The 22,838-nt window shown below is 73.4% G+C and carries 21 protein-coding genes and 1 pseudogene; 13 read left to right on the top strand and 9 right to left on the bottom strand.

Features of this window, described 5'->3' with window-relative positions; all coding sequences use genetic code 11:
- Positions 1 to 8: 8 nt before the first annotated feature.
- The 4 genes and pseudogenes from F8568_RS49660 to F8568_RS19040 all read left to right on the top strand — a co-directional run.
- Positions 9 to 455, top strand: a pseudogene (locus F8568_RS49660) (NAD(P)-dependent oxidoreductase); the annotation flags it as partial.
- Positions 447 to 869, top strand: coding sequence for an NAD-binding protein (locus F8568_RS49655; protein ID WP_328600963.1), 423 nt, complete (start codon positions 447 to 449; stop codon positions 867 to 869). The pseudogene F8568_RS49660 and the gene F8568_RS49655, both read left to right, overlap by 9 nt.
- A 7-nt stretch (positions 870 to 876) precedes the next feature.
- Positions 877 to 1,788 (top strand): LLM class F420-dependent oxidoreductase, encoded by a 912-nt coding sequence (locus F8568_RS19045; RefSeq protein ID WP_151594908.1) that lies wholly within the window; start codon positions 877 to 879, stop codon positions 1,786 to 1,788.
- Between the two features lie 4 nt (positions 1,789 to 1,792).
- Positions 1,793 to 2,656, top strand: coding sequence for an SDR family NAD(P)-dependent oxidoreductase (locus tag F8568_RS19040; RefSeq protein WP_151594907.1), 864 nt, complete (start codon positions 1,793 to 1,795; stop codon positions 2,654 to 2,656).
- A 198-nt stretch (positions 2,657 to 2,854) separates the two neighbouring features.
- Here F8568_RS19040 and F8568_RS19035 read toward each other — a convergent pair whose 3' ends face one another.
- The 7 genes from F8568_RS19035 to F8568_RS19005 all read right to left on the bottom strand — a co-directional run bounded on the left by F8568_RS19035 (position 2,855) and on the right by F8568_RS19005 (position 11,221).
- Positions 2,855 to 4,279, bottom strand: coding sequence for a class I adenylate-forming enzyme family protein (locus F8568_RS19035; RefSeq protein WP_151594906.1), 1,425 nt, complete (start codon positions 4,277 to 4,279; stop codon positions 2,855 to 2,857).
- A complete protein-coding gene (locus F8568_RS19030) occupies positions 4,276 to 5,337 on the bottom strand; it encodes a CaiB/BaiF CoA transferase family protein (protein WP_151594905.1) in 1,062 nt (353 codons plus the stop codon). Before F8568_RS19030 ends, F8568_RS19035 begins: the two co-directional genes overlap by 4 nt.
- Positions 5,334 to 6,290 carry a TIGR03564 family F420-dependent LLM class oxidoreductase gene (locus F8568_RS19025; RefSeq protein WP_151594904.1) on the bottom strand — a complete coding sequence of 319 codons (957 nt, stop codon included), beginning with the start codon at positions 6,288 to 6,290 and terminating at the stop codon, positions 5,334 to 5,336. The genes F8568_RS19030 and F8568_RS19025 overlap by 4 nt, the downstream gene beginning before the upstream one ends.
- A 158-nt stretch (positions 6,291 to 6,448) precedes the next feature.
- Entirely contained in the window at positions 6,449 to 6,859 is a 411-nt protein-coding gene (locus F8568_RS19020) for a cobalamin B12-binding domain-containing protein (RefSeq protein WP_151594903.1), read from the bottom strand.
- Entirely contained in the window at positions 6,859 to 8,454 is a 1,596-nt protein-coding gene (locus F8568_RS19015) for a methylmalonyl-CoA mutase family protein (protein WP_236008912.1), read from the bottom strand. Before F8568_RS19015 ends, F8568_RS19020 begins: the two co-directional genes overlap by 1 nt.
- Positions 8,455 to 8,464: 10 nt before the next feature.
- Positions 8,465 to 9,643 (bottom strand): amidohydrolase family protein, encoded by a 1,179-nt coding sequence (locus tag F8568_RS19010; protein ID WP_151594902.1) that lies wholly within the window; start codon positions 9,641 to 9,643, stop codon positions 8,465 to 8,467.
- Between the two features lie 30 nt (positions 9,644 to 9,673).
- Positions 9,674 to 11,221, bottom strand: a complete 1,548-nt coding sequence (locus F8568_RS19005; protein WP_151594901.1) for an AMP-binding protein — start codon at positions 11,219 to 11,221, stop codon at positions 9,674 to 9,676.
- Between the two features lie 213 nt (positions 11,222 to 11,434).
- On the opposite strand from F8568_RS19005, the gene F8568_RS19000 reads away from it, so the two are divergent.
- Positions 11,435 to 12,154, top strand: coding sequence for an enoyl-CoA hydratase/isomerase family protein (locus F8568_RS19000; RefSeq protein ID WP_151594900.1), 720 nt, complete (start codon positions 11,435 to 11,437; stop codon positions 12,152 to 12,154).
- A 128-nt stretch (positions 12,155 to 12,282) separates the two neighbouring features.
- Here F8568_RS19000 and F8568_RS18995 read toward each other — a convergent pair whose 3' ends face one another.
- On the bottom strand, positions 12,283 to 13,488 hold the full coding sequence (locus F8568_RS18995) for a CaiB/BaiF CoA transferase family protein (protein ID WP_151594899.1): 1,206 nt from the start codon (positions 13,486 to 13,488) through the stop codon (positions 12,283 to 12,285).
- Positions 13,489 to 13,708: 220 nt separating this feature from the next.
- On the opposite strand from F8568_RS18995, the gene F8568_RS18990 reads away from it, so the two are divergent.
- The 4 genes from F8568_RS18990 to F8568_RS18975 are packed head-to-tail and all read left to right on the top strand — an operon-like array spanning position 13,709 to position 17,397.
- The gene (locus F8568_RS18990; protein WP_151594898.1) at positions 13,709 to 14,569 is read left to right on the top strand and encodes a mycofactocin-coupled SDR family oxidoreductase; all 861 of its coding nucleotides are present in this window, start codon (positions 13,709 to 13,711) and stop codon (positions 14,567 to 14,569) included.
- Between the two features lie 20 nt (positions 14,570 to 14,589).
- Complete coding sequence (locus F8568_RS18985; RefSeq protein WP_151594897.1) at positions 14,590 to 14,781, top strand: ferredoxin; 192 nt, start codon at positions 14,590 to 14,592, stop codon at positions 14,779 to 14,781.
- A 16-nt stretch (positions 14,782 to 14,797) separates the two neighbouring features.
- Positions 14,798 to 16,468 carry a thiolase C-terminal domain-containing protein gene (locus F8568_RS18980; protein ID WP_151594896.1) on the top strand — a complete coding sequence of 557 codons (1,671 nt, stop codon included), beginning with the start codon at positions 14,798 to 14,800 and terminating at the stop codon, positions 16,466 to 16,468.
- Positions 16,465 to 17,397, top strand: coding sequence for an alpha/beta hydrolase (locus F8568_RS18975; protein ID WP_202125143.1), 933 nt, complete (start codon positions 16,465 to 16,467; stop codon positions 17,395 to 17,397). Before F8568_RS18980 ends, F8568_RS18975 begins: the two co-directional genes overlap by 4 nt.
- Here the strand turns inward: F8568_RS18975 and F8568_RS18970 are convergent.
- Positions 17,340 to 18,023 carry a TetR/AcrR family transcriptional regulator gene (locus F8568_RS18970; RefSeq protein ID WP_151595074.1) on the bottom strand — a complete coding sequence of 228 codons (684 nt, stop codon included), beginning with the start codon at positions 18,021 to 18,023 and terminating at the stop codon, positions 17,340 to 17,342. The genes F8568_RS18975 and F8568_RS18970 overlap by 58 nt on opposite strands.
- Before the next feature lie 113 nt (positions 18,024 to 18,136).
- On the opposite strand from F8568_RS18970, the gene F8568_RS18965 reads away from it, so the two are divergent.
- From F8568_RS18965 to F8568_RS18950, 4 genes are read left to right on the top strand one after another with little or no spacing between them, the layout of a single operon-like run.
- On the top strand, positions 18,137 to 19,471 hold the full coding sequence (locus F8568_RS18965; protein WP_151594895.1) for an AMP-binding protein: 1,335 nt from the start codon (positions 18,137 to 18,139) through the stop codon (positions 19,469 to 19,471).
- Positions 19,472 to 20,749, top strand: coding sequence for an acyl-CoA dehydrogenase family protein (locus F8568_RS18960; RefSeq protein WP_151594894.1), 1,278 nt, complete (start codon positions 19,472 to 19,474; stop codon positions 20,747 to 20,749). It abuts the gene before it with no gap.
- Between the two features lie 13 nt (positions 20,750 to 20,762).
- Complete coding sequence (locus F8568_RS18955) at positions 20,763 to 21,641, top strand: acyl-CoA dehydrogenase family protein (RefSeq protein WP_151594893.1); 879 nt, start codon at positions 20,763 to 20,765, stop codon at positions 21,639 to 21,641.
- Positions 21,638 to 22,789 (top strand): acyl-CoA dehydrogenase family protein, encoded by a 1,152-nt coding sequence (locus tag F8568_RS18950; RefSeq protein ID WP_151594892.1) that lies wholly within the window; start codon positions 21,638 to 21,640, stop codon positions 22,787 to 22,789. The genes F8568_RS18955 and F8568_RS18950 overlap by 4 nt, the downstream gene beginning before the upstream one ends.
- The last annotated feature ends 49 nt before the right edge of the window (positions 22,790 to 22,838 follow it).

Genomic DNA, 22,838 nt, shown 5'->3' with positions numbered 1-22,838 from the left:
GACGGGAACGGGCGATGACGGCCGTCGGGTTCGTCGGCCTCGGCAACATGGGCGCCGCGCTCGCCGCCAACCTCGTCGGGTCCGGACTGACCGTCGTTGCGCACGACGCCGCCGGGCCTGAACGCTGCCCGAAGGGCGCCGCGCACGCCCGCGACGCCGCGCAGGTCGCCGAGCGGACCGACGTCGTGGTGTTCAGCCTGCCGGACGGGGCGGCCTCCGAGCAGGTCGCCCGGGAGATCGCCGGGGCGCCCGGCCGCCGCGCCGCCCATGTCGTCGACACCTCCACGATCGGGGTGGCCGCCGCGCGGACCGTCGCCGAGCTGCTCGCCGAGAGCGGCATCGGGTACGTCGACGCGCCCGTGTCGGGCGGCGTCGCGGGAGCCCGCGCCCGCACGCTCGCGGTGATGTACGCCGGGCCCGACGACGCCTGCGAGTACGTCGAGCCGGTGCTCGCCGGGCTGAGCGACCGCCGCCACCGGGTCGGCGACCGGCCGGGGCTCGCGCAGGCCCTGAAGCTGGCGAACAACTTCCTGTCGGCGACCGCGCTGGCCGCGGCCAGTGAGGCGGTGGCGTTCGGGGTGGCGGCCGGGCTGGACATGGGCACGATGCTCACCGTGCTGAACGCGGCGAGCGGCCGCAGCGCCGCGACCGCCGACAAGTTCCCCGAGCACGTGCTCACCGGCCGCTACGCGTCCGGCTTCACCAACTCGCTCATGAGCAAGGACGTGCGGCTCTACCTGCGCTCGGTGCGCGAGCAGGGCGGCCCGTCCGCGGTCGGCGCGGTGACGGCGTCGATCTGGGAGCGGTTCGCCGACGCCGAGCCCGGCGCGGACTTCACGCGCATCTACCCCTTCGTCCGACATCCGTGAGGTGCCGATGCGGTTCATCTTCCACTACCCCGAGACCGGCGGCCTCGACGGCGACGCCCTCGACGCCGGGCCGCTGCGCGACGTGGCGGTCGCGGCGGAGCGCGCCGGCTTCGACGGGCTGTCGTTCAGCGAGCATCCGGTGCCCGGCGCGAGATGGCTCGCCTCCGGCGGGCACCAGACGCTCGACCCGTTCGTCGCGCTCGGGTACGTCGCCGCGGCGACCGAGCGGCTGCGGCTGCTCACCCATCTGGCCGTCGCGCCCTACCGCAACCCGTTCCTGCTCGCCAAGGCCGCCGCGACGCTCGACAAGCTGTCGGGCGGCCGGGTGATCCTCGGGCTCGGCACCGGCTACCAGAAGAGCGAGTTCCACGCCCTCGGCGTCGACATCGAGGAGCGCAACGCGCTGTTCGACGAGGCCCTCGACGTGCTCCCGCTGCACTGGAGCGGCGAGCCGTTCGGCTACCAGGGCCGGCATTTCAGCGCCCGCGACGTGATCGCCCGGCCGCGGCCCGTCCAGGACCCGATCCCGATCTGGATCGGCGGCAACTCCCGGCTCACCCGCCGCCGCGTCGCACAGCGGGCGCAGGGCTGGATGCCGATGACCGGCGGCGCGCAGCTGAGCACCACGGCCCGCACCCCCGCGCTCGGCACGCTGGACGAGCTGTCCGCGGCGATCTCCGAGATGCGGGAGGCGGCGGAGGCGGCCGGCCGCGGCGACCGCATCGACGTGCTGCACTCCTACCAGGGCGCGGGGATCGAGACGCCGGCCGCCGACGCCGACCGGCACCGGGACGCGTTCGGCGAGATCGAGAAGGCGGGCGTCACCTGGGCGCTGGTGTCGAGCCGGACGTCCTCGCTCCCGGCCACGCTGGAGTTCCTGGAGTCCTTCGGCGCGACCTATCTGCGGGACGGGCGGTAGCCGCATGGGCTGGTTCGAAGAGCGCGGCGGCCTGGCCGGCACCGTCGCGGTGGTCACGGGCGGGGCGGGCGGGCTCGGCGAGGCGATCACCGCCGACCTGGCCGCCAACGGCGTCCGCCCGGCGGTCATCGACGTCGACGGCGACGCGGCCGCCGCGTTGCGGGCCTCGCTGGAGGAGCGGGGCCGCGAGGCGATCGTCCGGCAGGGCGACGTCCGCGATCCGGACGCGCTGGCCGCGCTGTTCGCGGCGGTGGACGAGCGCTGGGGCCGCCTCGACACGCTCGTCAACGTCGTCGGCGGGACGTTCCGGGCGCCGTTCGCCGACACCACGCCGAAGGGGTGGGACGCGCTGCTGCGCGCGAACCTGACGCACGTGCTGCACGCCTGCTCGCTCGCCGCCCCCCGGATGCGGGCGGGCGGGCGCGGCGGCAGCATCGTCAACATCACGAGCATCGAGGCGCACCGGGCCGCGCCCGGTTTCGCCGTCTACGCCGCCGCGAAGGCCGCGGTCGAGCAGTTCGGCCGGACGCTCGCCGTCGAGCTGGGCCCGGACGGCATCCGGGTCAACAACGTCGCGCCCGACTACGCCCCGGCGAGGGATCTCGCGCAGCTGTCGACGGGCGACCACGCCCTGTCCGACCCGGCCGGGATCCGCGCCACGTTCCCGCTGGGGCGGACGGGCCGGGGCGCCGACGTCTCGGGGTGCGTGGTGTTCCTCGCGTCCGACCTGTCGTCCTACGTCACCGGAAGCACCCTGCACCCGGACGGCGGCACCCACGCCTCGTCCGGCTGGTTCAACTGGCCCGGCACGGGGTGGGCGAGCCATGTGCCGATGCCGGTGCTGGAGAAGCTGGCGCGGGAGGACTGACCGGCGTCCGGAGCGGAGCGCCAGCGGAGCGCAGGACGACGGTCAGTCTGCTTTCGCCGGGGGTCTGGGGGGTCGTCCCCCCAGAGTGAGACTGACCGGCGTCCGGAGCGGAGCGCCAGCGGAGCGCAGGACGACGGTCAGTCTGCTTTCGCCGGGGGGTCTGGGGGGTCGTCCCCCCAGAGTGAGACTGACCGGTCGTCAGGTGCCGGGCGCGCGGCCGTGGCGGTCCTTCAGGACGCGGCGCAGCACCTTGCCGGACGGCAGGCGCGGGATCTCCTCGACGAACACGACCTCGCGCGGCCGCTTGTAGGAGGCCAGCCGCTCGCCGACCAGCGCGATCAGCGCGGCGGGATCGACGGGGCCGGACGGCGCGACCGCCGCGACGACCGCCTCGCCGTCCGCCGCGTCCGGGATCCCGTACACCGCGCAGTCGGCGACGCCGGGATGGCCGTGCAGCACGGCCTCGACTTCGGCCGGCGCGACCTGGAACCCGCGCACTTTGATCATCTCCTTGGCGCGGTCGGTGAGGCGCACCCAGCCGCCGGCGTCGATATGGCCGACATCGCCGGTGCGGTACCAGCCGTCGTCGAAGGCGGCGGCGGTCGCGTCGGCAGGCAGGTAGCCCGCCATCAGCGACGCCGACCGGGCCTGGATCTCGCCGGTCTCCCCCGGCGCGGCCGGCGCGCCGGTCTCCAGCGACACCACCCGCAGGGTCACTCCCGGCGCGGCGCGTCCCACGCTGTCCAGGCGGGCGCCGCGGACCGGGTTGCAGGCGATGACGGGCAGCTCGCTCGCACCGTAGGCGGGCACCCACCCGACGCCGGTCCGGCGGGTGACGGTCTCGGCGACCTCCGGGGTGACCGGCGTCGCGCCCCACATGATGTAGCGCAGCGACGACAGGTCGAACGACTCCAGCTTCGGGTGCGAGGCGATCGCCAGCGCGATCGGCGCGACGGCCATCTCCACGGTGATCCGGTCGGCTTCGATGGTGCGCAGCAGCAGGTCCAGGTCGTAGCGGCGGTGCAGCCGCATCCAGGCGCCGGTCTCCAGCGCCGTCTCGATGTTGAGCAGGCCGAGGATGTGCGAGGGCGGCGTGGCGATCTGGATCCGGTCCCGCGCGGTCAGCTCCAGGGTCGTGCGCCAGTCCCGGACGGCGGCGCGGAACGAGGCGTGGGTGTGCCGGACGGCCTTCGGCAGCCCGGTCGTCCCGGAGCTGAACACCAGGACGGCGTCGGCGTCCGGGGCGGGCTCGGGGAAGGCGGCGTCCGACGGCTCGGCGGGCTCCTCGTCCAGGTGCAGCATCGGCATCAGCCCGGCGAGTAGCGGGTGGTCGCCCACCGCGTGCGCCGGCTCGGTGATCTTCAGGGCGTGCTCGGCCTCGCCGCGCCTCCAGGCGGGGCTGAACAGCACGACCGCCGCCCCGAGCCGCCAGATCGCGCGGACGGCGACGACCCACTCGGGCCGGTTGGAGCACATGAGCGCGACGCGGTCGCCGGGCCGCACGCCCCGCCGCGCCAGCGTCCCGGCCAGCCCGGCGGCGAGCGCGTCCAGCCGCGCGGCGCTGTACTCGCGCTCCTCGAAGGCGAGCGCGGTCCGGCCGCCGCGCGCCGACCGCCCGCTCATGCGACCGGCGGCGTGCTCGCCGGGTCGCCGTGCTCGCCGAGGCGGGGCGGCGGCCCGTAGCGGGGCTCGTATCCGGCGACCCGGATCGGGCTGCCGACGAGCCGGTACTCCCCCGCCTTCACGATGACGTCGGGGGCGGCGAGCAGCGCCTCCGGCAGCGTCCGCACGGCGGCGGCCGGGATGCCGAGGGGACGCAGCCGCGCCTCCCAGCGCGCGGCGGTGTCGGTGGCGAGGACGTCCGTCACGACGGCGAGGACCTCCTCGCGCCGCGCGACCCGCTCCGCCATCGTCGCGAAGCCCTGCACCCCGGTCTCCGCGCAGAACGCCTTCCAGAAGCCGTCGTGCGTGATGAACAGCGCGAGATGCCCGTCGGCGGTCGGGAACAGCTGGGCCGGGACGTAGTAGGAGTGCGCGCCGAACGGCAGGCGGCGGGGCTCGGCGCCCTCGTTGAGGAAGGCCGACGCGCGGTAGTTGAGCTGGGACAGCATCACGTCGCGCAGCGAGACCTCCACCTGCCCGCCGCGTCCCGACACGATCTGGGCGAGCAGCCCCAGCGCGGCGGTCAGCCCGGCGGAGTTGTCGGCCGAGGAGTAGCCCGGCAGCGTCGGGGGGCCGGACGGGTCGCCGGTCAGCGCGGCGACGCCGGTGGCGGCCTGGACGACGTAGTCGAAGGCGGGGTGGTCGCCGGCGTGCAGGCCGAAGCCGGTGAGCGCGACGCAGACGAGCCGCTCGTTGTGGCGCCGCAGCGCCTCGTAGGTGAGCCCGAACCGGTGGATCGCGGACGGCTTGAGGTTGACCAGCAGGGCGTGCGCGTCCGCGGCCATCTCGCCCAGCCGGGCCTGCCCGTCCGGCGCCGTCAGGTCGAGCCGGACGCTGCGCTTGCCGCGGTTGAGGCTGGCGAAGTAGGCGTCGCTCACCTGCCGCGACAGGTCGCCGCCCGGCGGCTCGATCTTGGTGACCTCGGCGCCGAGGTCGGCGAGCATCATCGTCGCGTAGGGGCCGGCCAGGATGTGCCCGACCTCCAGCACGCGGATGCCCGCGAGCGGCCCGGCGCTCATCGCAGCTCCGCCGCCAGGCCGGCGAGCATCTCCTTGGTCCGCTCCTTGGAGGCGACCAGCTCGTCCCGGCCCTCGCCGATCGGCAGCAGCCGCACCGACAGGTCGGTGACGCCCGCGTCGGCGAACCGGCGCAGCCGCGCCTCGATCGCCGCCTCGTCGCCCGCCGCGCAGATGTCGCCGATGTCGCGGGCGGCGCCGTACTCCAGCAGCCGCTGGTAGTTCGGGGAGACCTCGGCCTCGCCGAGGATCCGGTTGGCGCGCTCGCGCGCCGCGTCGACCTCCGACGGCCTGCACAGGCACACCGGGACGCCGGCGACGATCCGCGGCGCCGGGCGCCCGGCGGCCTCGGCCGCCGCCGTGATGCGCGGGACGACGTGCTCGCCGACGGCCTTCTCGTCGGCCATCCACAGCACCGTCCCGTCGGCGCGCTCCCCGGCGAGCTTCAGCATCACCGGGCCGAGCGCGGCGACCAGCACCGGCAGCGGCGCCACCGGCCCGAGCCCGAGCGGGTTGCGCACGGTGAACGTCGTGTTCTCCACCTCGACCGGGCCGGGCCCGGCGAACGCGGCGTCGAGGACGTCGAGGTAGTCGCGGGTGTACCCGGCGGGCCGCTCGTAGGGCAGCCCGAGCATGTCCCGGACGATCCAGTGGTGGGACGGCCCGACGCCGAGCGCGAGCCGGCCGCCGGTGGCCGCCTGGGCGGACAGCGCCTGCCGCGCCAGCGCGATCGGATGCTGCGCCTGCAGCGGGACGACCGCGGTGCCGATCTCGATCCGGTCCGTCGCCGTCCCCATCAGCGCCACGGCGAGCAGCGCGTCGAAGTCCGTCGGGACCTGCGGCACCCACACGGTGTCGAGCCCGGCGGCCTCGGCCCACCGGGCGTCGTCCATCATCCGCTTCGCCTTGCGGGCGGAGTCCCCGCGCTCCGGCCCGCTCATCACACCGATCCGCACGGATCCTCCAAGTTCGCTGGGTCAGTACCGCCCGAGGGGAGGGCGGTCCCCCGCACCCCCGGGCCGGCTTCGTCGGATTCAGGTCGATGCGCACGCGGCGGCTGCCGGACCGGCCGCGTGCGCCTCCGCGCGCGCCGTGCGCGGAGGGTCTTCGGGGGTCAGCCCCGCTCGGCCGGGGCGGGGGCGGCGGTCAGCGCGCGCACCCGGTCCACGAGCTCGTCGAGCGGGGTGCCGGTCGGGAACACCGCGGCGGCGCCCGCCTCCAGCAGGCGCGGGACGTCGGCGGCGGGCACGGTCCCGCCCACGATGACGGTGATGTCGCCGGCGCCGGCGGCGCGCAGGCCCTCGACGGTGCGGGCGGTGAGCGCCAGGTGCGCGCCGGACAGGATGCTGAGGCCGACGACCGCGACGTCCTCCTGCAGCGCGATGGCCACGATGTCCTCGACGCGCTGGCGGATGCCGGTGAACACCACCTCGAAGCCGGCGTCGCGCAGCGCGCGGGCGACGACCTTCGCGCCGCGGTCGTGGCCGTCCAGGCCGGGCTTGGCGATCAGGACGCGGGCCGGCATCAGAACACCACCGGCTGCTGGAACTCGCCCCAGACCGCCTTCAGCGCGGCCACCATCTCGCCGACGGTGCAGTACGCGCCGGCGCAGTCGATCAGCGGACCCATCAGGTTGTCCTCGCCTTCGGCCGCGCGGGACAGCTCGGCGAGCCGGGCGCGGACGGCCGCGGGATCGCGCTCGGCCTTCACCCGCGCCAGCCGCTTCAGCTGCCGGTCCCGGCCGGCCGCGTCCAGCTCGTAGGTGGTGATCTCGGGCGCCGGCTCGTCGGTGGCGAACCGGTTGAGGCCGACGACCGGGCGCGCGCCCGACTCGACGTCCCGCTGGATCCGGTACGCCTCGTCGGCGATGAGGCCCTGCAGGTAGCCGTCCTCGATCGCGCTGACCATCCCGCCGTGCCGGTCGAGGTCGTCCATGATCTCGATGATCCGCTCCTCGGTGGCGTCGGTGAGCGCCTCCACGAAGTAGGAGCCGCCGAGCGGGTCGGCGACCCGGGCGACGCCCGTCTCGTGCGCGAGGATCTGCTGGGTGCGCAGCGCCAGCGTCGCCGACTCCTCGCTGGGCAGCGCGAACGGCTCGTCCCACGCGGCGGTGAACATCGACTGGACGCCGCCGAGCACGGACGCCATCGCCTCGTAGGCGACCCGCACGACGTTGTTGCGCGCCTGTGGCGCGTACAGGGACGCGCCGCCCGCCACGCACCCGAACCGGAACATCGACGCCTTGTCGGTGGCGGCGCCGTAGCGTTCCCGGACGATGGTCGCCCAGCGCCGCCGCCCCGCCCGGTACTTGGCGATCTCCTCGAAGAAGTCGCCGTGGGTGTAGAAGAAGAACGAGACCTGCGGCGCGAACTCCTCGATCGTCATGCGGCCCCGCTCGACGACGGTGTCGCAGTACGTGACCCCGTCGGCGAGCGTGAACGCCATCTCCTGGACGGCGTTGGCGCCGGCGTCGCGGAAGTGCGCGCCGGCCACCGAGATCGCGTTGAACCGCGGCACCTCCGCCGCGCAGAACTCGATGGTGTCGGCGATCAGCCGCAGCGACGGCTCGGGCGGCCAGATCCAGGTGCCGCGCGAGGCGTACTCCTTGAGGATGTCGTTCTGGATGGTGCCGGTGAGCTTCGCGCGCGGCACCCCCTTGCGCTCGGCCGCGGCGACGTAGAACGCCAGCAGGATCGCGGCGGTCCCGTTGATGGTGAAGCTGGTGCTGATCGCGTCCAGCGGGATGCCGTCGAACAGGATCTCGGCGTCGGCGAGGGTGTCGACGGCGACGCCGACGCGGCCGACCTCGTCGGCCACCTCCGGGTCGTCGGAGTCGTACCCGCACTGGGTGGGCAGGTCGAGCGCCACGGACAGGCCGGTGCCGCCCTGGTCGAGCAGGTAGCGGTAGCGGCGGTTGGACTCCTCCGCGGTGCCGAAGCCGGAGTACTGCCGGAACGTCCACAGCCGGCCGCGGTAGCCGGAGGCGTAGTTGCCGCGGGTGAACGGGAAGCGCCCCGGTGCGGGCGGCGCGGCCCCCGCGTCCGCCGGCCCGTAGACCGGCTGGAGCGGGAGGCCGGACGCCGTCCGCGTGAGGTCGCCCTTCGCGGGATCGTTCATCATCGGGCGCGCGTCAAACGGACATCAGGCGGGCGAGGTTGCCGCCCATGATCTTCGCCTGGTCGGCCTCGGACATGGTGCCGAGCGCGTCGACGTAGCTGACCGGGTCGGCGAGCCCCTCCGGGTGCGGGTAGTCCGAGCCGAACAGCACCCGGTCGATCCCGATGAGGTCGGCGAGCTCGGACATGTCCTCCTCCCAGAACGGGCTGACGTGGACGTTGCGCTTGACGGCCTCGACCGGGTCCTCGGTGAACGCCTCCGGGGCCTTCTTGTGCACGTCGGCGAGCTGCTGCAGGAGCGGGGCCACCCAGGACGAGCCGTTCTCGATGACCGAGATCTTCAGGTCGGGGAAGCGGGACAGCAGGCCGTGGCAGGCCATCGACCCGACCGCGTCGGTGACCGGCCGCCACTCGGCCAGCATCCGGAAGGCGTTGGTCTTGAACGGCAGCATCTCGGCGCCGTGGCCCTCCCAGTCGTTGGAGTAGCGGCTGTAGCCGCTGTCGGAGGAGTGCATGCCGACCAGCACGTTCTCCTCGACGACCCGCTTCCAGAACGGGTCGAACTCCGGGAGCGCGAACGAGCGCGGGCCCCGGTACCCGGGGACGGGCGCGGGGCGGATCAGCACGACCTTCGCGCCGCGCTCCAGGCACCAGTCCAGCTCGGCGATCGCCTTGTCGACGATGGGCAGGCTGATGACGGGGGTGGTGAAGATGCGGTCCCTGTAGTTGAAGGACCAGGTCTCGTGCAGCCACTGGTTGAGGGCGTGGACGACCACGTGGATGAGGTCGGGGTCGTCGCGCATCCGCTCCTCGATGAGGCTGGCGAGCGTGGGGAACATCAGCGTGCGCTGGATGCCGAGCTCGTCCATCAGCTCCAGGCGCGGGCCCGGCTCGCGGAAGGCCGGGACGGAGCGCATCGGCTCGCCGAAGATCTCCCGCCTGCTCTTGCCCTCGGGGTTGCCGTGCCGGAAGTAGTCCTCCATCGCGCCCGGGCGGGCGACGACCTCGAAGGTGGGGTTGGGGATGTACTCGCTGATCTGGCCGCGGATCGCGATCTTGGTGCGGCCGTCCACCTGGACGTAGCGGACGGCGCCCGCGTACTGCTTCGGCAGGTACCGGGTCAGCGCGTCCTCGGTCTCGTACAGGTGGTTGTCGGCGTCGAACAGCGGATACGGCAGCGCCCGCGTCGTCATAGAGATCCTCCTTTACCGATAGCGAGAATACTATTCTCGCCGAGCGCGCATCGCAATGTCCCTACGCAGCAGGAACTTCTGGACCTTGCCGCTGGCGGTGCGCGGGAAGTCCTCGACGGCGTGCAGCTCCTCCGGCCACTTCTGCCGGCCGAGCCCCACCCGCTCCAGGTGCGCCCGCATCTCCTCGATCGTGGGCGCCGGGACGTCCGGCCTCGTCCTGACCACGGCCGCGGCGCGCTCGCCGAGCCGCTCGTCGGGCGCCGCGACGACGGCGGCCTCGGCGACGCCCGGCATGGCGAGCAGCGCCTCCTCCACCTCCAGCGCGCTGATGTTCTCGCCGCCCCGGATGATGATGTCCGACTTGCGGTCCGTGATGGTCAGGTAGCCGTCCTCGTCGAGCACGCCGATGTCGCCCGTCCGGTACCAGCCGTCCTCGTCGAACGCCCGCTCGGTCAGCTCCGGATCGGTGTAGCCGATGCACAGGTCGGGGCCCCGGCTGAAGATCTCACCGTCCTCGCCCAGCCGGATCTCCACGCCGGGCAGCGCCTCGCCGTCGGTGTGCAGGCGCTTGGCCTCCGGCGCGGTGACCGCCGAACCCGTGATGGACGGGTGCTCGGTGCTGCCGTAGGACCGGTAGACCGTGATGCCGAGCTCCGCGAGCCGGGTGGTGACCGCGACGGGGACGGCCGCTCCCCCGAGTCCGGCGAACCGCATGTGCGGCAGGTGGTGCTCCGGCGTGAAGTCGGGATGGTCGAGCAGGCTCGTCATGTAGTACGGGACGCCGCCGCACACGGTGAGGCCGTCGCTCTCCATCAGCGCCAGGACCCTGGCGGGGTCCCAGACGTCGGCGAGGTTGATGCTCCAGCCGCGCAGCACGGGGATCAGGAAGGCGGAGATCATGCCGATGAAGTGGCCCACCGGGGCGGAGATGATCTGCCGCGCGATATCCGGCGGGTAGCGCTCGGAGAGCTGGCGGGTCTCGTAGCCGAGCGTCCGGTGGCTGTGCACGACGCCCTTGGGGTCGCGCGTCGTGCCCGAGGTGAACGCGATCACCGCCGGGCCGGCCGGGTCCGCGGCCGCCACGTCCGGCCACGGATCGGCGGCGAGCAGGTCCTCGAAGTCGCGCCCCACCACGCCCACGACCGGGACGTCCGCGCAGACGCCGGGCTCGAACTCCATGCGGCCGAACCGCTCGGCGGTCACGAAGGCCCGCGGGCGGACGGCCTTGAGGATGTACCCGACCTCCTTGCGGCCGTAGAAGTGGACGATCGGCACGACGGTCGCCCCGAGGAACGCCGACGCCCAGAAGACCGCCGCCGCCTCCATCCAGTTCGGCAGCTGGAACGCCACGGCGTCGCCGGGCCGCACGCCCCGGGCACGGAGCCCGGCGGCGAGCCTGCGGGCGATCCGCTCGACGTCGCGCAGCGTGCCGGACCACGGCCGCGCCGAGGAGTGCACCCGGAACACCGCGTCCGGGGCGGCGGCGAGGCCTCGCGCCAGCATCTCCCCGAGGGACTCGCGGGTCCACCAGCCCTCCGCCTCGTACCGCTTGACCAGGGCCTCAGGGATCGTTCGCATGGTGATGGCTCCAATTCCCGGTGCGGGCCGCCGACGCCTTGTGAATATCACGTTCTCGACACAGAGAACAGCCATCTCGCCTCGGCGGAGGACGGCCCGCCCGCCCCTCGGCGGTGCCGCGCTGCCGTCGGCGCGGGCTTGATCGCACCCTGACGGGCGAATACGCTGTTTCCCAAATACGAGAATGCCCCTTCCATCACTGGAGAAGAGCGCATGGTCGATCTCGAACTGGAGGGCGGGGTGGCGGTCATCACCATCGACCGCCCGCAGGCCCGCAATGCCATCGCGCCGGCCACCATGGACCGGCTGGACGAGGCGCTCGACGCGGCGGCGGGCGCCGGCGCGCTGGTGATCCGGGGCGCGGGCGACCGCGCCTTCGTCTCGGGCGGCGACCTCAAGGAGCTCGCCGCGATCCGCACCGAGCCCGAGGCGGTCGCGATGGCCCTGCGCATGCGCGGTGTCTGCGACCGGATCGCGTCCTTCCCCGCCCCGGTGATCGCCGCGCTGAACGGGCACGCGCTCGGCGGCGGCGCCGAGGTCGCGGTGGCCGCCGACATCCGGGTGGCCGCCGCCGACATCAAGATCGGCTTCAACCAGTCGACGCTGGCGATCATGCCGGCCTGGGGCGGGGCCGAGCGCCTCGCCGCGCTGGTCGGGCGGGGCCGCGCCCTCCTGCTCGCGGGCGCGGGCACGGTGCTCGGCGCGGCGGAGGCCGAACGCCTCGGGCTGGTGGACCGGGTGCTCCCCCGCGACTCCTTCGAGGAGGGCTGGCGGTCGCTGGCCGCCTCCCTCGCCACCGGCGCGGCGCGCGAGATCAAGCGCGTCGCCGGGGGCGGCCTGACGGCGGAGGAGGCGGCGGGCGCCTTCGCCCGGCTGTGGGTCGCGGACGAGCACTGGGAGGCGGCGGAGAAGGTGATGAACCGTGCGCGATGACGTGGGCGCGCACTAACGGGGCGTCGGCGTCCTCATGCCGAGGCGTCCCGCCCGGCCGTGCGGCGCGCGTGGCACGGCCGGGCGGGACGCCGCGCGGTGCCCACACCGCCGCCGTCCGGCGGCGGTGGTCAGGTGACGGCGCCCGCGGCCTTGAGGGCGATGATGCGGTCCCAGTCGAGGCCGAGCTCGGTGAGGATCTCCTCGGTCTGGGCGGCGAACTCGGGCGCCGGGCCGGCCGCCGTGGCGGTGACGTCGAACTGCACCGGGCTCGCGACCAGCTCGAGCTCGCCGGCCTTGACGATGTAGTCGTTCGCGCGGGCCTGGGGGTCGTTGCCGGCCTGCAGCGAGTCCTGCACCGGCGCCCACGGCCCGGCGAGGGTGGCGAAGCGCTCGGTCCACTCCGCCAGGGTCCGCGCGGCGATGGCCTCCCGGAGGATCCCGACGGCCTCGGCGGTGTTGGCGGCGATCCGCTCGGCGTCGGCGAAGCGGGGGTCGTCGGCGAGCTCCGGCCGGTCGATGTGGCGGCACACGTCCGCCCAGAACTTCCCGGGCTGCAGCATGACGAAGGCCAGGTAGCGGCCGTCGGACGTGGCGTACAGGCCGGACAGCGGGTTCCTGGGCGACCCATGGGCCCCGGGCGGGGCCGCGACCAGCGGCTCGCCGACGTGCATCGACAGCGCGATGCCATGGCCCATCGCCCACAGCCCGCTGCCGAACAGCGACACGTCGACGACCGACGGCTCGCCGGTGCGCTCGCGGCGGAAGAGCGCGGCGGCGATGCCGCCGGCGAGGTTCGTGCCGGAGATCGTGTCGCCGTACGCGGGACCGGGCGGGCTGACCATCCCGTCGGCCCCGGGCGGGGTGAGGCTGGCGGCGGTCCCGCCGCGGGCCCAGAACGCCGTCATGTCGTAGCCGCCCTTGTCGGCCTCCAGGCCGCGCGGGCCGAGGGCGCTGCCCCGGGCGTAGACGATCTTCGGGTTGACGGCGCGGACGTCGTCGACGTCGATGCCGAACTTGCGCCTGGCGCCCGGGAGGAAGCTGGTCAGGAACACGTCCGAGCGCCGGACCAGCGCTTCGAGCACCTCCTTGCCCTCGGGCACCGACAGGTCGAGCCCGAGGGAGCGCTTCCCGCGGTTGGCGTGCTCGATGTTGGGGTTCGGGTCGCCGTCGACGCGCATCGTGCCGACCTGGCGGAGCCCGCGCTGCGGGTCGCCGGTGACGGCGTGCTCGACCTTGACCACGTCGGCGCCCCAGTCGGCCAGCACCCCGCCGGCCGATGGGACGAACCCGTACATGGCGACCTCCAGGACGCGCACGCCCTCCAGCGGCCTCATGCCGTCACCGCCGCGGTGATCTCGGTCCCCATGCGCTCCTCCAAGCCCGTGCCGCTCATGTGGACGGAAGTTACATTCTCGAAAAAAGCAAATCAACCCTGCAAGATCGGAGACTCTCGCTTCCGTCCCAGCCGGACCCGACCCGGGACTTCCAGGAGCCTCCCTGTGGAGAGTAATGTTCTCACATCTGGAACGATGATTCTCACGGAGGACGGCACCCATGGGACGTGTTGACGGGAAGGTCGCGTTCATCACCGGCGCGGCCCGGGGGCAGGGCCGCAGCCACGCGGTGCGGCTGGCCGAGGAGGGCGCCGACATCATCGCGGTCGACCTGTGCCGGGACTACGAGACGGTCGGCTATCCCCTCGCCCGCCCCGACGACCTCAAGGAGACCGTCCGGCTGGTCGAGGAGCTCGGCCGGCGCATCGTGGCGGTGCAGGCGGACGTGCGCGAGGCCGCGCAGCTGCGGGACGCGGTCGAGCGCGGCGTCGCCGAGCTCGGCCGGCTCGACATCGTCGTGGCGCAGGCCGGCGTCGCCGGGATGAAGGGGCAGCCGCCGCTCAAGGCGTGGAGCGACGTCGTCGACACCAACCTGGTCGGCACGATCAACGCGGTCCAGGCCGCGCTGCCGCACCTGCCCGAGGGCGGCTCGATCATCGCGACCGGGTCGACCGCGGCGCTGATGGTCGTCGGAACCATCGACGATCCGGGCAAGGACCCGGGCGGCCACGCCTACATGTACGCCAAGAAGGCGCTCTCGCAGTACATCCACGAGCTGGCGCGCAACGTCGCCCCGCTGAGGATCCGCGCCAACGTCGTGCACCCGACCAACTGCAACACCGACATGCTGCACAGCGAGCCGATGTACCAGTCGTTCCGGCCGGACCTCGAGCACCCGACCCGCGCGGACGCCGAGCCGGCGTTCGGCGTGCAGCAGGCGATGCCGATCCCCTACGTCGAGCCGAAGGACATCAGCGACATGGTGCTGTTCCTCGCCTCGGACGAGTCGCGCTACGTCACCGGCATGCAGATGCGGGTGGACGCCGGCGGCTACCTCAAGTGGCACGACTACAAGGCCTGAGACTCCCAGGAGGGGACATCGTGAAAGTGAAGGTCGACCAGGAGCGCTGCCAGGGCCACACGCTGTGCGCGATGCGGGCGCCCGAGGTCTTCGAGCTCGACGACGTCGACGGGCACTCCTCGCCGGTCAGCGAGGACGTCCCGCCCGGCCAGGAGGGGGCGGTCCAGGAGGCCGTCCGGTCCTGCCCGGAACGCGCGATCTCGGTCTCGTGAGCGGCCGGGAGGCGATGTGAACGACCCCTCGGGCCGCACCCTGCCGGAGGTCACCGATCAGGACGCGTTCTTCTGGAGGTCCGGGGCGGACGGGCGGCTGCGGTTCCAGGAGTGCGCGTCCTGCGCCACCCTGATCCATCCGCCGCAGCCGGTCTGCCGGCACTGCCGGGGCACCACCATGACCGAGCGGGCCGTGTCCGGGTTCGCGACGCTCATCGGGTTCACCGTCAGCCACCGGTTCCGCGTGCCCGGGCTGCCCGCCCCCTACGTCGTGGCGCAGGTCGCGATCGAGGAGGACCCGCGGGTCCGGCTCACCACCAACGCCATCGGCTGCGATCCCGGCGACCTGCGCCTCGGCATGCGCATGGAGGTGGTCTTCGAGAACGTCGAGGACGTGTGGCTGCCCCTGTTCCGCCCCGCGGCGGAGCAGGGGGAGCCGGCGCCGCTCCCCCGCGACGAGGTCGAGCCGGAGCAGATGCGCCGGTACGTCCGGCCCATGCCGGTCACCGAGAAGTTCGAGGACAAGGTCGCGATCAGCGGAGTCGGGGCCTCGCGGATCGGGCGCCGCCTGATGGTCCCGCCGCTGTCGCTCACGGTGGCGGCGTGCGAGGAGGCGGTCGCGGACGCCGGCCTGGACCTGGCCGACATCGACGGGCTGGCGACCTACCCGGGCGCGGGCGCCTTCGGCGGCTTCTCCGAGGGCGGCGTCACCGCGCTGGAGTCGGCGCTCGGCATCCGCCCGACCTGGTACAACGGCGGCGCCGAGACGTTCGGCCCGGGCGGTTCGCTGATCGCGGCGATGCTGGCGGTCGCGGGCGGGCTGGCACGGCACGTGCTGTGCTTCCGCACCCTGTGGGAGGCCACCCACACCGAGCTGATGCGGCAGGGCCGGCTCGGCGCGGGCGGCGGCGGGCGGGCCGGCGGGAGCAGCGCCTGGATCCGGCCGTTCGGCGCGGTCTCGGCGGCGCACACGCTGGCGCAGAACGCGCAGCGCCACTTCCACCGGTACGGGACGACGCGCGAGACGCTCGGCTGGATCGCGCTGAACCAGCGCGCGAACGCCGCCCTCAACCCGTCCGCCGTGTACCGCGACCCGATGACCATGGACGACTACCTCGGGGCGCGGCCGATCACCACGCCGTTCGGGCTGTACGACTGCGACGTGCCGTGCGACGGCGCGATCGCCGTGATCGTGTCCGCGGTGGACGAGGCGCGCGACCTGGCCAAGCCGCCCGTCCTCGTGGAGGCGGTCGGCACGCAGATCGTCGAGCGCCTGGAGTGGGACCAGAGCACCCTGACCCACGAGCCGCAGGTGCTCGGGCAGGCCGCGCACCTGTGGACCCGGACGTCGCTGCGTCCGGGCGACGTGGACGTGGCGCTGCTCTACGACGGCTTCACCATCAACTGCCTGTCGTGGATCGAGGCGCTCGGCTTCTGCGGCATCGGCGAGGCGAAGGACTTCCTCGACGGCGGCAAGAACATCGCCCGCGACGGCGTCCTGCCCCTCAACACCCACGGCGGGCAGCTCTCGCACGGGCGCACCCACGGCATGGGGCTGATGCACGAGGCCGTCGTCCAGCTGCGCGGCGAGGGCGGCGAGCGGCAGGTGGCGGGCGCCGAGGTGGCCGTGGTGAGCAGCGGCGGCCTCACCCCGAGCGGGGTCATCCTGCTGCGATCCGACACGTGAGCACCGCGGACGCGGAACCGTCCCGGCGTGTGGTGGACGTCGGCGGCGTCCCGATGTCGGCCCTGGTGGCGGAGGCGCCGCGCCCCAGGGCCGTCGTGGTCGCGCTGCACGGCGGCGCGACGAGCGCCGCGTACTTCGACGCGCCGAACCGGCCCCGGCTCTCGCTGCTGCGGACCGGCGCGGCGCTCGGCTTCACCGTCCTCGCCCTGGACCGGCCCGGCTACGGCGCGTCGGCCGCGCATCCGGACCGGACGGCGACCGCCGAGGCGCGGACCCGGCTGGCCTTCGGCGCGGTCGACGGGCTGCTGGCGTCGCGCCCCCGCGGCGCCGGGGTGTTCCTGATGGCCCATTCGCTGGGCTGCGAGCTCGCCCTGCGGATGGCGGCGTCCGGGCGCGGCGGCGAGCTGCTGGGCCTGGAGATCTCCGGGACCGGGCGGCACTACCAGCCGCGCGCCGCGCAACTGCTGGGGAGCCGGCTCCGGGACGCTTCGCCGCCGGGGCCGGCGGGCACGGTGCGCGACCTCGTGTGGGGCGGCGCCCACCTCTACCCGGAGGGCATCGCCGGGGAAGCGGGGATCCTCGTTCCCGGGGCCGCGCACGAGGGCACCGCCGTCCGGAGCTGGCCGCGCGATTTCCCTGCCCTGGCCGCCCGGGTGCGGATCCCGGTGCGCTACACCGTCGCCGAGCACGAGGGGGTGTGGCGCGCGGGCCGCGCGGGCCTGGCGGAGGTCGCCGCGATGTTCACCTCGTCGCCGCGCGTCGAGACCGGCGAGCAGGCGGGCGGGCACAACCTGAGCCTGGGGCTGTCGGCCAGGGCGTACCACCTCAGGGTCCTGGCGTTCGCGGAGGAGTGCGCGCTGGCCCGCGAGCGTCAGTCGGCGGGGCCGGCGGAGGAGGACGCGAACGCCGAGCCGGCGATCCCGCCGTAGCAGAACTCCCAGATCTCCGCGGCGGTGAAGGGCACGGCGTGGCCCCCGGCCGGTACGCCGTTGCCCTGGGCGGCGAACATGATCGTCTGCATCACCAGCGAGGCCCGCCGCCGCGGCCGCCCGGGCGGGATCGCGCCGGTCTCGGCGGCCTGCTCGATGAGGTCGGTGAACACCGCGAGCAGGGGGAGGTGGGCCGCCGCCACCTTGGTGGGCTGCCGGACGAGCAGCTGCTGCGCGAAGTCGCTGAACAGCGGGCGCTCCACCTGCTGCCTCGGACGCGACTGCTCGTACAGCAGCTCGACGGCGCCCCGCAGGCGGCGCAGCGGGTCGGACTCGGCGTCGACGGCGTCCCGTATCCTCAGCGCGCCCTTGGCGAGCGCGTCCTCGAACAGCGCCAGCAGCAGCTCGTGCTTGCCGTCGAAGTGCTGGTAGAAGCTGCGCAGCGACTGGTGGGAGCGCTCGACGATCTCCTGGACGGTGAAGTCCGTCGTCCCCTTCTCGGCGATGAGTTCCTTGGCCGAGTCCAGGAAGCGCTGCACGCGCTGCTCGGCACGGAGCTTGGCGGCGCGGGTGGACCGCTCGACGGCCCGCCGGCGCCAGGCCGGCTCTTCGGGGACTTCGGTCATCACCTGAAGAACGATACTCTTTCAAACGGATAAAGCTATACCTGTTCTCCTCTCACATCCTCTCACTGTCGAGACTCTTACTTTCGAATCACGAGAATGTTATTCTCTCGACCATGCACCACCTGGGTCTGCAGGCCGAACGGCGCCCCGACGCGATCGCGGTCATCGAGAGCGGCGGCAGGACCGTGACCTACGGCGAGCTCGACGCCCGCTCGCGGCACCTGGCCGCGGCGCTCGGGCTCAGCCCCGGCGAGCGCATCGCCGTCCAGATGCCCAACGGGGCCGCCCTCCTGGAGGTCGCCTGGGCGGCGCAGCGCTCCGGGCTGTACTACACGCCGGTCAACACCCATCTGCGGCCGTCGGAGATCGAGGAGATGACCGACGGCAAGCTGCTCGTGACCGAGGACGTCTACGAGCGGCTGCTCGCCGAGCCCGCCGACGTGCGCGGGCTGCGCGAGTGCGAGGGCCGCGAGCTCCTGTTCTCCGGCGGCACGACCGGGCGGCCCAAGGCGATCCGCAAGCAGCTCACCGCGGGCCCGATGGGCGACCCGTCCGCCGAGTGCGTCAGGGTCGCGCTCGGGCTGCAGCGGTACGGGATCGGCCCCGGCAGCGTCTACCTCTCCCCCGCGCCCCTCTACCACGCCGCGCCGCTGGTCTACTGCATGTCGCTGCTGCGGCTCGGCGCCACCCTCGTCGTGATGGACCGGTTCGACGCCGCCGAGGCCCTCGAGCTGATCGAGCGGCACCGGGTCACGCACGCCCAGTTCGTCCCGACGATGTTCGTCCGCATGCTGAAGCTGCCCGCCGAGCAGCGCGACCGCGACCTGAGCAGCCTCGAGCTCGTCTTCCACAGCGCCGCCCCCTGCCCGGTCGAGGTGAAGCGGCGGATGCTCGACTGGTTCGGCCCGATCATCCACGAGTACTACTCCGGCACCGAGGGGTACGGGCACGTCGCCATCGGGCCGCAGGAGTGGCTCGCGCACCCCGGCTCGGTCGGCAAGGCGGGCGAGGACGTCAGCATCCGCGACGGCGTCGTCTACTTCGGCGAGCGCACCCTCGGCGACGTCGGCCGCATCGACGAGGACGGCTACCTGTACCTGACCGACCGCGTCGCCCACATGATCGTCTCCGGCGGGGTCAACATCTACCCGCAGGAGGCCGAGAACGTCCTCGTCATGCACCCCGCCGTCGCGGACGTCGCGGTGATCGGCGTGCCGGACGCGGAGATGGGCGAGCGGGTGCTGGCGGTCGTCCAGCCGGCGGACGAGCGGCCCCGCGACGACCTGAAGGACGAGCTGCTCGCCTACTGCAGGGACCGGCTCGCCCACTACAAGTGCCCCCGCGACATCGACTTCGCACCAGCGCTGCCCCGCGACCCCAACGGGAAGCTCCGCAAGGGGCTCCTGCGGGAGACCTACTGGCAGGACCACGAAACGAGGATCGTCTGAATGGCATGGGAGTTTCGCACCGAGCCCGAGTTCGAGAAGAAGCTGGACTGGATCAGGCGGTTCCGTGAGGAGTGCATCGAGCCGCTGGACATCCTGCATCCGGGGCGGGCCTTCCACCCGCTGGACGGCGAGCTCGGCCCCGTCGTCCGCAAGCTGAAGCAGCAGGTGCGCGACCAGGGCCTGTGGGCGCCGCACCTCGGTCCCGAGCTCGGCGGACGCGGGTTCGGCCAGCTGAAGCTGGCGCTCATCAACGAGATCCTCGGCTCGTCCGGCTGGGCGCCGGTCGTGTTCGGCACCGCGGCGCCCGACACCGGCAACGCCGAGATCATCGCCCGCTACGGCACCGAGGAGCAGAAGGAGCGCTACCTGCAGCCGCTGCTCGAGGGCGAATGCTTCTCCTGCTTCTCCATGACCGAGCCGCAGGCCGGTGCGGACCCCAGGATGTTCACCACCCGCGCCGTGCGCGACGGCGACGACTGGGTCATCACCGGCCGCAAGTTCTTCTCCTCCAACGCCCGCACGTCCAGCTTCGTGATCGTGATGGCGGTGACGGACCCGGACGTCGATCCGTACAAGGGCATGTCGATGTTCCTGGTCCCGAGCGACACCCCGGGCATCCGGGTGGAGCGGCACGTCGGGCTGCTGGGCGAGAGCACCGATGAGGGCATGCACGCCCTCATCCACTACGACGGCGTCCGCGTGCCCGGCGACGCGCTGCTCGGCGGCGAGGGGCAGGCGTTCGTGATCGCGCAGACCCGGCTCGGCGGCGGCCGCGTCCACCACGCGATGCGGGTCGTCGGCCAGTGCCAGAAGGCGCTCGACATGATGGCCGAGCGCGCCCTGTCGCGGGAGACGCAGGGGAGCCGGCTGGCCGACAAGCAGCTCGTCCAGGCGGACCTGGCCGAGTCCTACGCCCAGCTCACCCAGTTCCGGCTGTTCGTGCTCTACACGGCCTGGCAGATCGACGAGTACCAGGACTACAAGCGGGTCCGCAAGGACATCGCGGCGATCAAGTTCCTGACGCCCAAGGTCATGCACGACATCGTCTACCGGTCGATGCACCTGCACGGCGCCCTCGGCGTCTCCAACGAGATGCCCTTCGCGGACATGTGGAACGGCGCCGCGGTGATGGCGGTCGTCGACGGCCCGACCGAGGTGCACAAGATCACGGTGGCGCGGGAGGTGCTGCGCGGCCGCGAGCCCGCCCCCGGGCTGTGGCCCACCCAGCATCTGCCCGCCCGCCGCGAGTGGGCCCGGGCGCGGCTCGCGAGCCTCTGAGGAGCGAGGGCGCATGGATTTCGAGTTCGACGAGGACCAGCGGCTGCTGCGGGACATGGTCCGCGAGACGGTGGAGCGCTCGCGGTCGCTGCCGCCGGAGCAGCTCTGGAAGACCTACCTGGACCTCGGCTGGCTGGAGACCCCGCCGGTCGAGCTGGCGATCGTGCTGGACGAGCTCGGGTACGTCGCCGACCCGACGCCCTTCCTCGCCACGGCGACCTGGTTCGCGCCGCTCGCCGGGCGGCCGCCCGAGGGATCGGGGACGGGGGTCTGCGACGGCGCCGGCCGGTTCGTCCTGGACGCCGGCCGGGCCGACGAGGTCGCGCTGCTGACCCGGTCCGGGGTGGTCGTGGTGAGCGGCGCGGAGGTCTCCGCCGAGCCCGTCTCGGTCTTCGACCCGACGCTGCACGTCGCGCACGTGCAGGCCGCCGACCTCGTCGCCGGGATCCCGGACCTCACCCTCATGGGGCTGGCGATCACCGCGGTCGGGGCGTGCCGGCGCATCCTCGACCTGGCGGTCGCGCACGTGAAGCAGCGCGAGCAGTTCGGCGTGCCGATCGGCTCGTTCCAGGCCGTCAAGCACAAGGCCGCCGACATGCACGTGGCGATCGAGCGCGCCAGGGCGCTGGCGTACTACTCCGCGCTGACGATCGCCGAGGACGATCCGCGCCGCCGCGAGGCCGCGCTGATGGCCAAGGCGTCCGCCGGGGAGTGCCAGCGGGTCGTGTTCAAGCACGGCTACCAGCTGTTCGGCGCCATGGGCTACACCTGGGAGAACGAGCTGCAGATCTACCTCAAGCGGGCCAAGGCGTGCGACCTGCTGCTCGGCACCGCGTCCGTGCACCGCAGGGCGCTGCTGGAGGAACACGCGCGGAAGGGCGCCGCCCGATGAAGCTCACCCCCGACCCCGAGATCGAGGAGTTCCGCGCGGAGTTCGCCGCCTTCCTCGACGCCAACCTGCCCTCTGCGGAGGAGGCCGTCCAGCGCCCGAAGTCCAGCGCGGACATCCCCGAATGGGCGCGGCGGTGGCAGCGCAAGCTGTTCGACGCGGGCTGGCTGCTGCCGGGCAACCCGCCCGAGTACGGCGGCCGGAACGCGACGCTGCCGCAGCAGCTCGCCCACCTGGAGGAGCTGTCGCGGCGGCGGATCTACCACAGCTTCAACCCGCAGGGCCTCGGCATCGTCGCGGCGTCGCTGCTGACCTTCGGCACCGAGGAGCAGAAGCGGCGCTGGGCCGTGCCGATCCTGCGCGCCGAGATCACCGCGGCGCTCGGGATGAGCGAGCCCGGCGCGGGCTCCGACCTCGCCGGGCTGCGCACCCGCGCCGCCCTCGACGGCGACGAGTTCGTGGTGAACGGGCAGAAGGTGTGGACGTCCGGCGCGCACGACGCCGACATCCTGCTGACGTTCGTGCGCACCGACCCGGACGCCCCCAAGCACAAGGGCATCAGCGTGCTGGTGATCCCGACCGACAGCGAAGGGCTGGTCCGGCGGCCGTTCGGGTCCATCGCCGCCCCCGACGACTACGACTTCAACGAGGTCTTCTTCACCGACGTCCGGGTGCCGCGCGAGAACCTCATCGGGCCGCTGCACGGCGGGTGGGGCGTCGCGCACGGCTCGCTCGGGCACGAGCGGACGCTGCTGTGGCTGAGCTACGCCGACTGGATGAGCTATTTGGTCGAGGACTCCCCCAGCACCGAGGAGTGGTACGCGACGCTGCTCATGGACCTGCAGGCGATCCGGCTGCTCGGCTACCGGCAGCTCGCCGGCGGGCGCGACCCCGCCGAGCTGTCGGTGCTGAAGGTGTTCGGCTCGGAGGCCGTGCAGGAGGCGTCGCTGCACGCGCTGGAGGAGCACGGGCCCGACTCGCTCGTCCATCCGGCGGTGACCGCACCGTACAACCACATGGGCCTCGCCGACCACCGCGCCAGCTGGTTCGAGCGGTACGCGCGCAGCTTCGGCGGGACGATCGCGGGCGGCACCTCGGAGATCCAGCGCAACATCATCGCCGAGCGCATCCTCGGGCTGCCCCGGGGCTGAGCCGGCCCGGACCCGGCCCCGGCGCGGGCGGTGGCACCGGAAGACCGCA

This window comes from Actinomadura physcomitrii, assembly GCF_008923205.2.
In the GTDB taxonomy this organism is placed as follows: Bacteria; Actinomycetota; Actinomycetes; order Streptosporangiales; family Streptosporangiaceae; genus Spirillospora; species Spirillospora physcomitrii.
The sequence above is the reverse complement of the archived record's forward strand: the minus strand, read 5'-3'. Positions and strand labels throughout refer to the sequence as shown.

Coding starts and splice junctions, on each gene's coding strand:
- F8568_RS19045 (WP_151594908.1), top strand. CDS start 877: ATGCGGTTCATCTTCCACTACCCCGAGACCGGCGGCCTCGACGGCGAC.
- F8568_RS19040 (WP_151594907.1), top strand. CDS start 1,793: ATGGGCTGGTTCGAAGAGCGCGGCGGCCTGGCCGGCACCGTCGCGGTG.
- F8568_RS19035 (WP_151594906.1), bottom strand. CDS start 4,279: ATGAGCGGGCGGTCGGCGCGCGGCGGCCGGACCGCGCTCGCCTTCGAG.
- F8568_RS19030 (WP_151594905.1), bottom strand. CDS start 5,337: ATGAGCGCCGGGCCGCTCGCGGGCATCCGCGTGCTGGAGGTCGGGCAC.
- F8568_RS19020 (WP_151594903.1), bottom strand. CDS start 6,859: ATGCCGGCCCGCGTCCTGATCGCCAAGCCCGGCCTGGACGGCCACGAC.
- F8568_RS19015 (WP_236008912.1), bottom strand. CDS start 8,454: ATGATGAACGATCCCGCGAAGGGCGACCTCACGCGGACGGCGTCCGGC.
- F8568_RS19010 (WP_151594902.1), bottom strand. CDS start 9,643: ATGACGACGCGGGCGCTGCCGTATCCGCTGTTCGACGCCGACAACCAC.
- F8568_RS19005 (WP_151594901.1), bottom strand. CDS start 11,221: ATGCGAACGATCCCTGAGGCCCTGGTCAAGCGGTACGAGGCGGAGGGC.
- F8568_RS19000 (WP_151594900.1), top strand. CDS start 11,435: ATGGTCGATCTCGAACTGGAGGGCGGGGTGGCGGTCATCACCATCGAC.
- F8568_RS18995 (WP_151594899.1), bottom strand. CDS start 13,488: ATGAGGCCGCTGGAGGGCGTGCGCGTCCTGGAGGTCGCCATGTACGGG.
- F8568_RS18990 (WP_151594898.1), top strand. CDS start 13,709: ATGGGACGTGTTGACGGGAAGGTCGCGTTCATCACCGGCGCGGCCCGG.
- F8568_RS18970 (WP_151595074.1), bottom strand. CDS start 18,023: ATGACCGAAGTCCCCGAAGAGCCGGCCTGGCGCCGGCGGGCCGTCGAG.
- F8568_RS18965 (WP_151594895.1), top strand. CDS start 18,137: ATGCACCACCTGGGTCTGCAGGCCGAACGGCGCCCCGACGCGATCGCG.
- F8568_RS18960 (WP_151594894.1), top strand. CDS start 19,472: ATGGCATGGGAGTTTCGCACCGAGCCCGAGTTCGAGAAGAAGCTGGAC.
- F8568_RS18955 (WP_151594893.1), top strand. CDS start 20,763: ATGGATTTCGAGTTCGACGAGGACCAGCGGCTGCTGCGGGACATGGTC.
- F8568_RS18950 (WP_151594892.1), top strand. CDS start 21,638: ATGAAGCTCACCCCCGACCCCGAGATCGAGGAGTTCCGCGCGGAGTTC.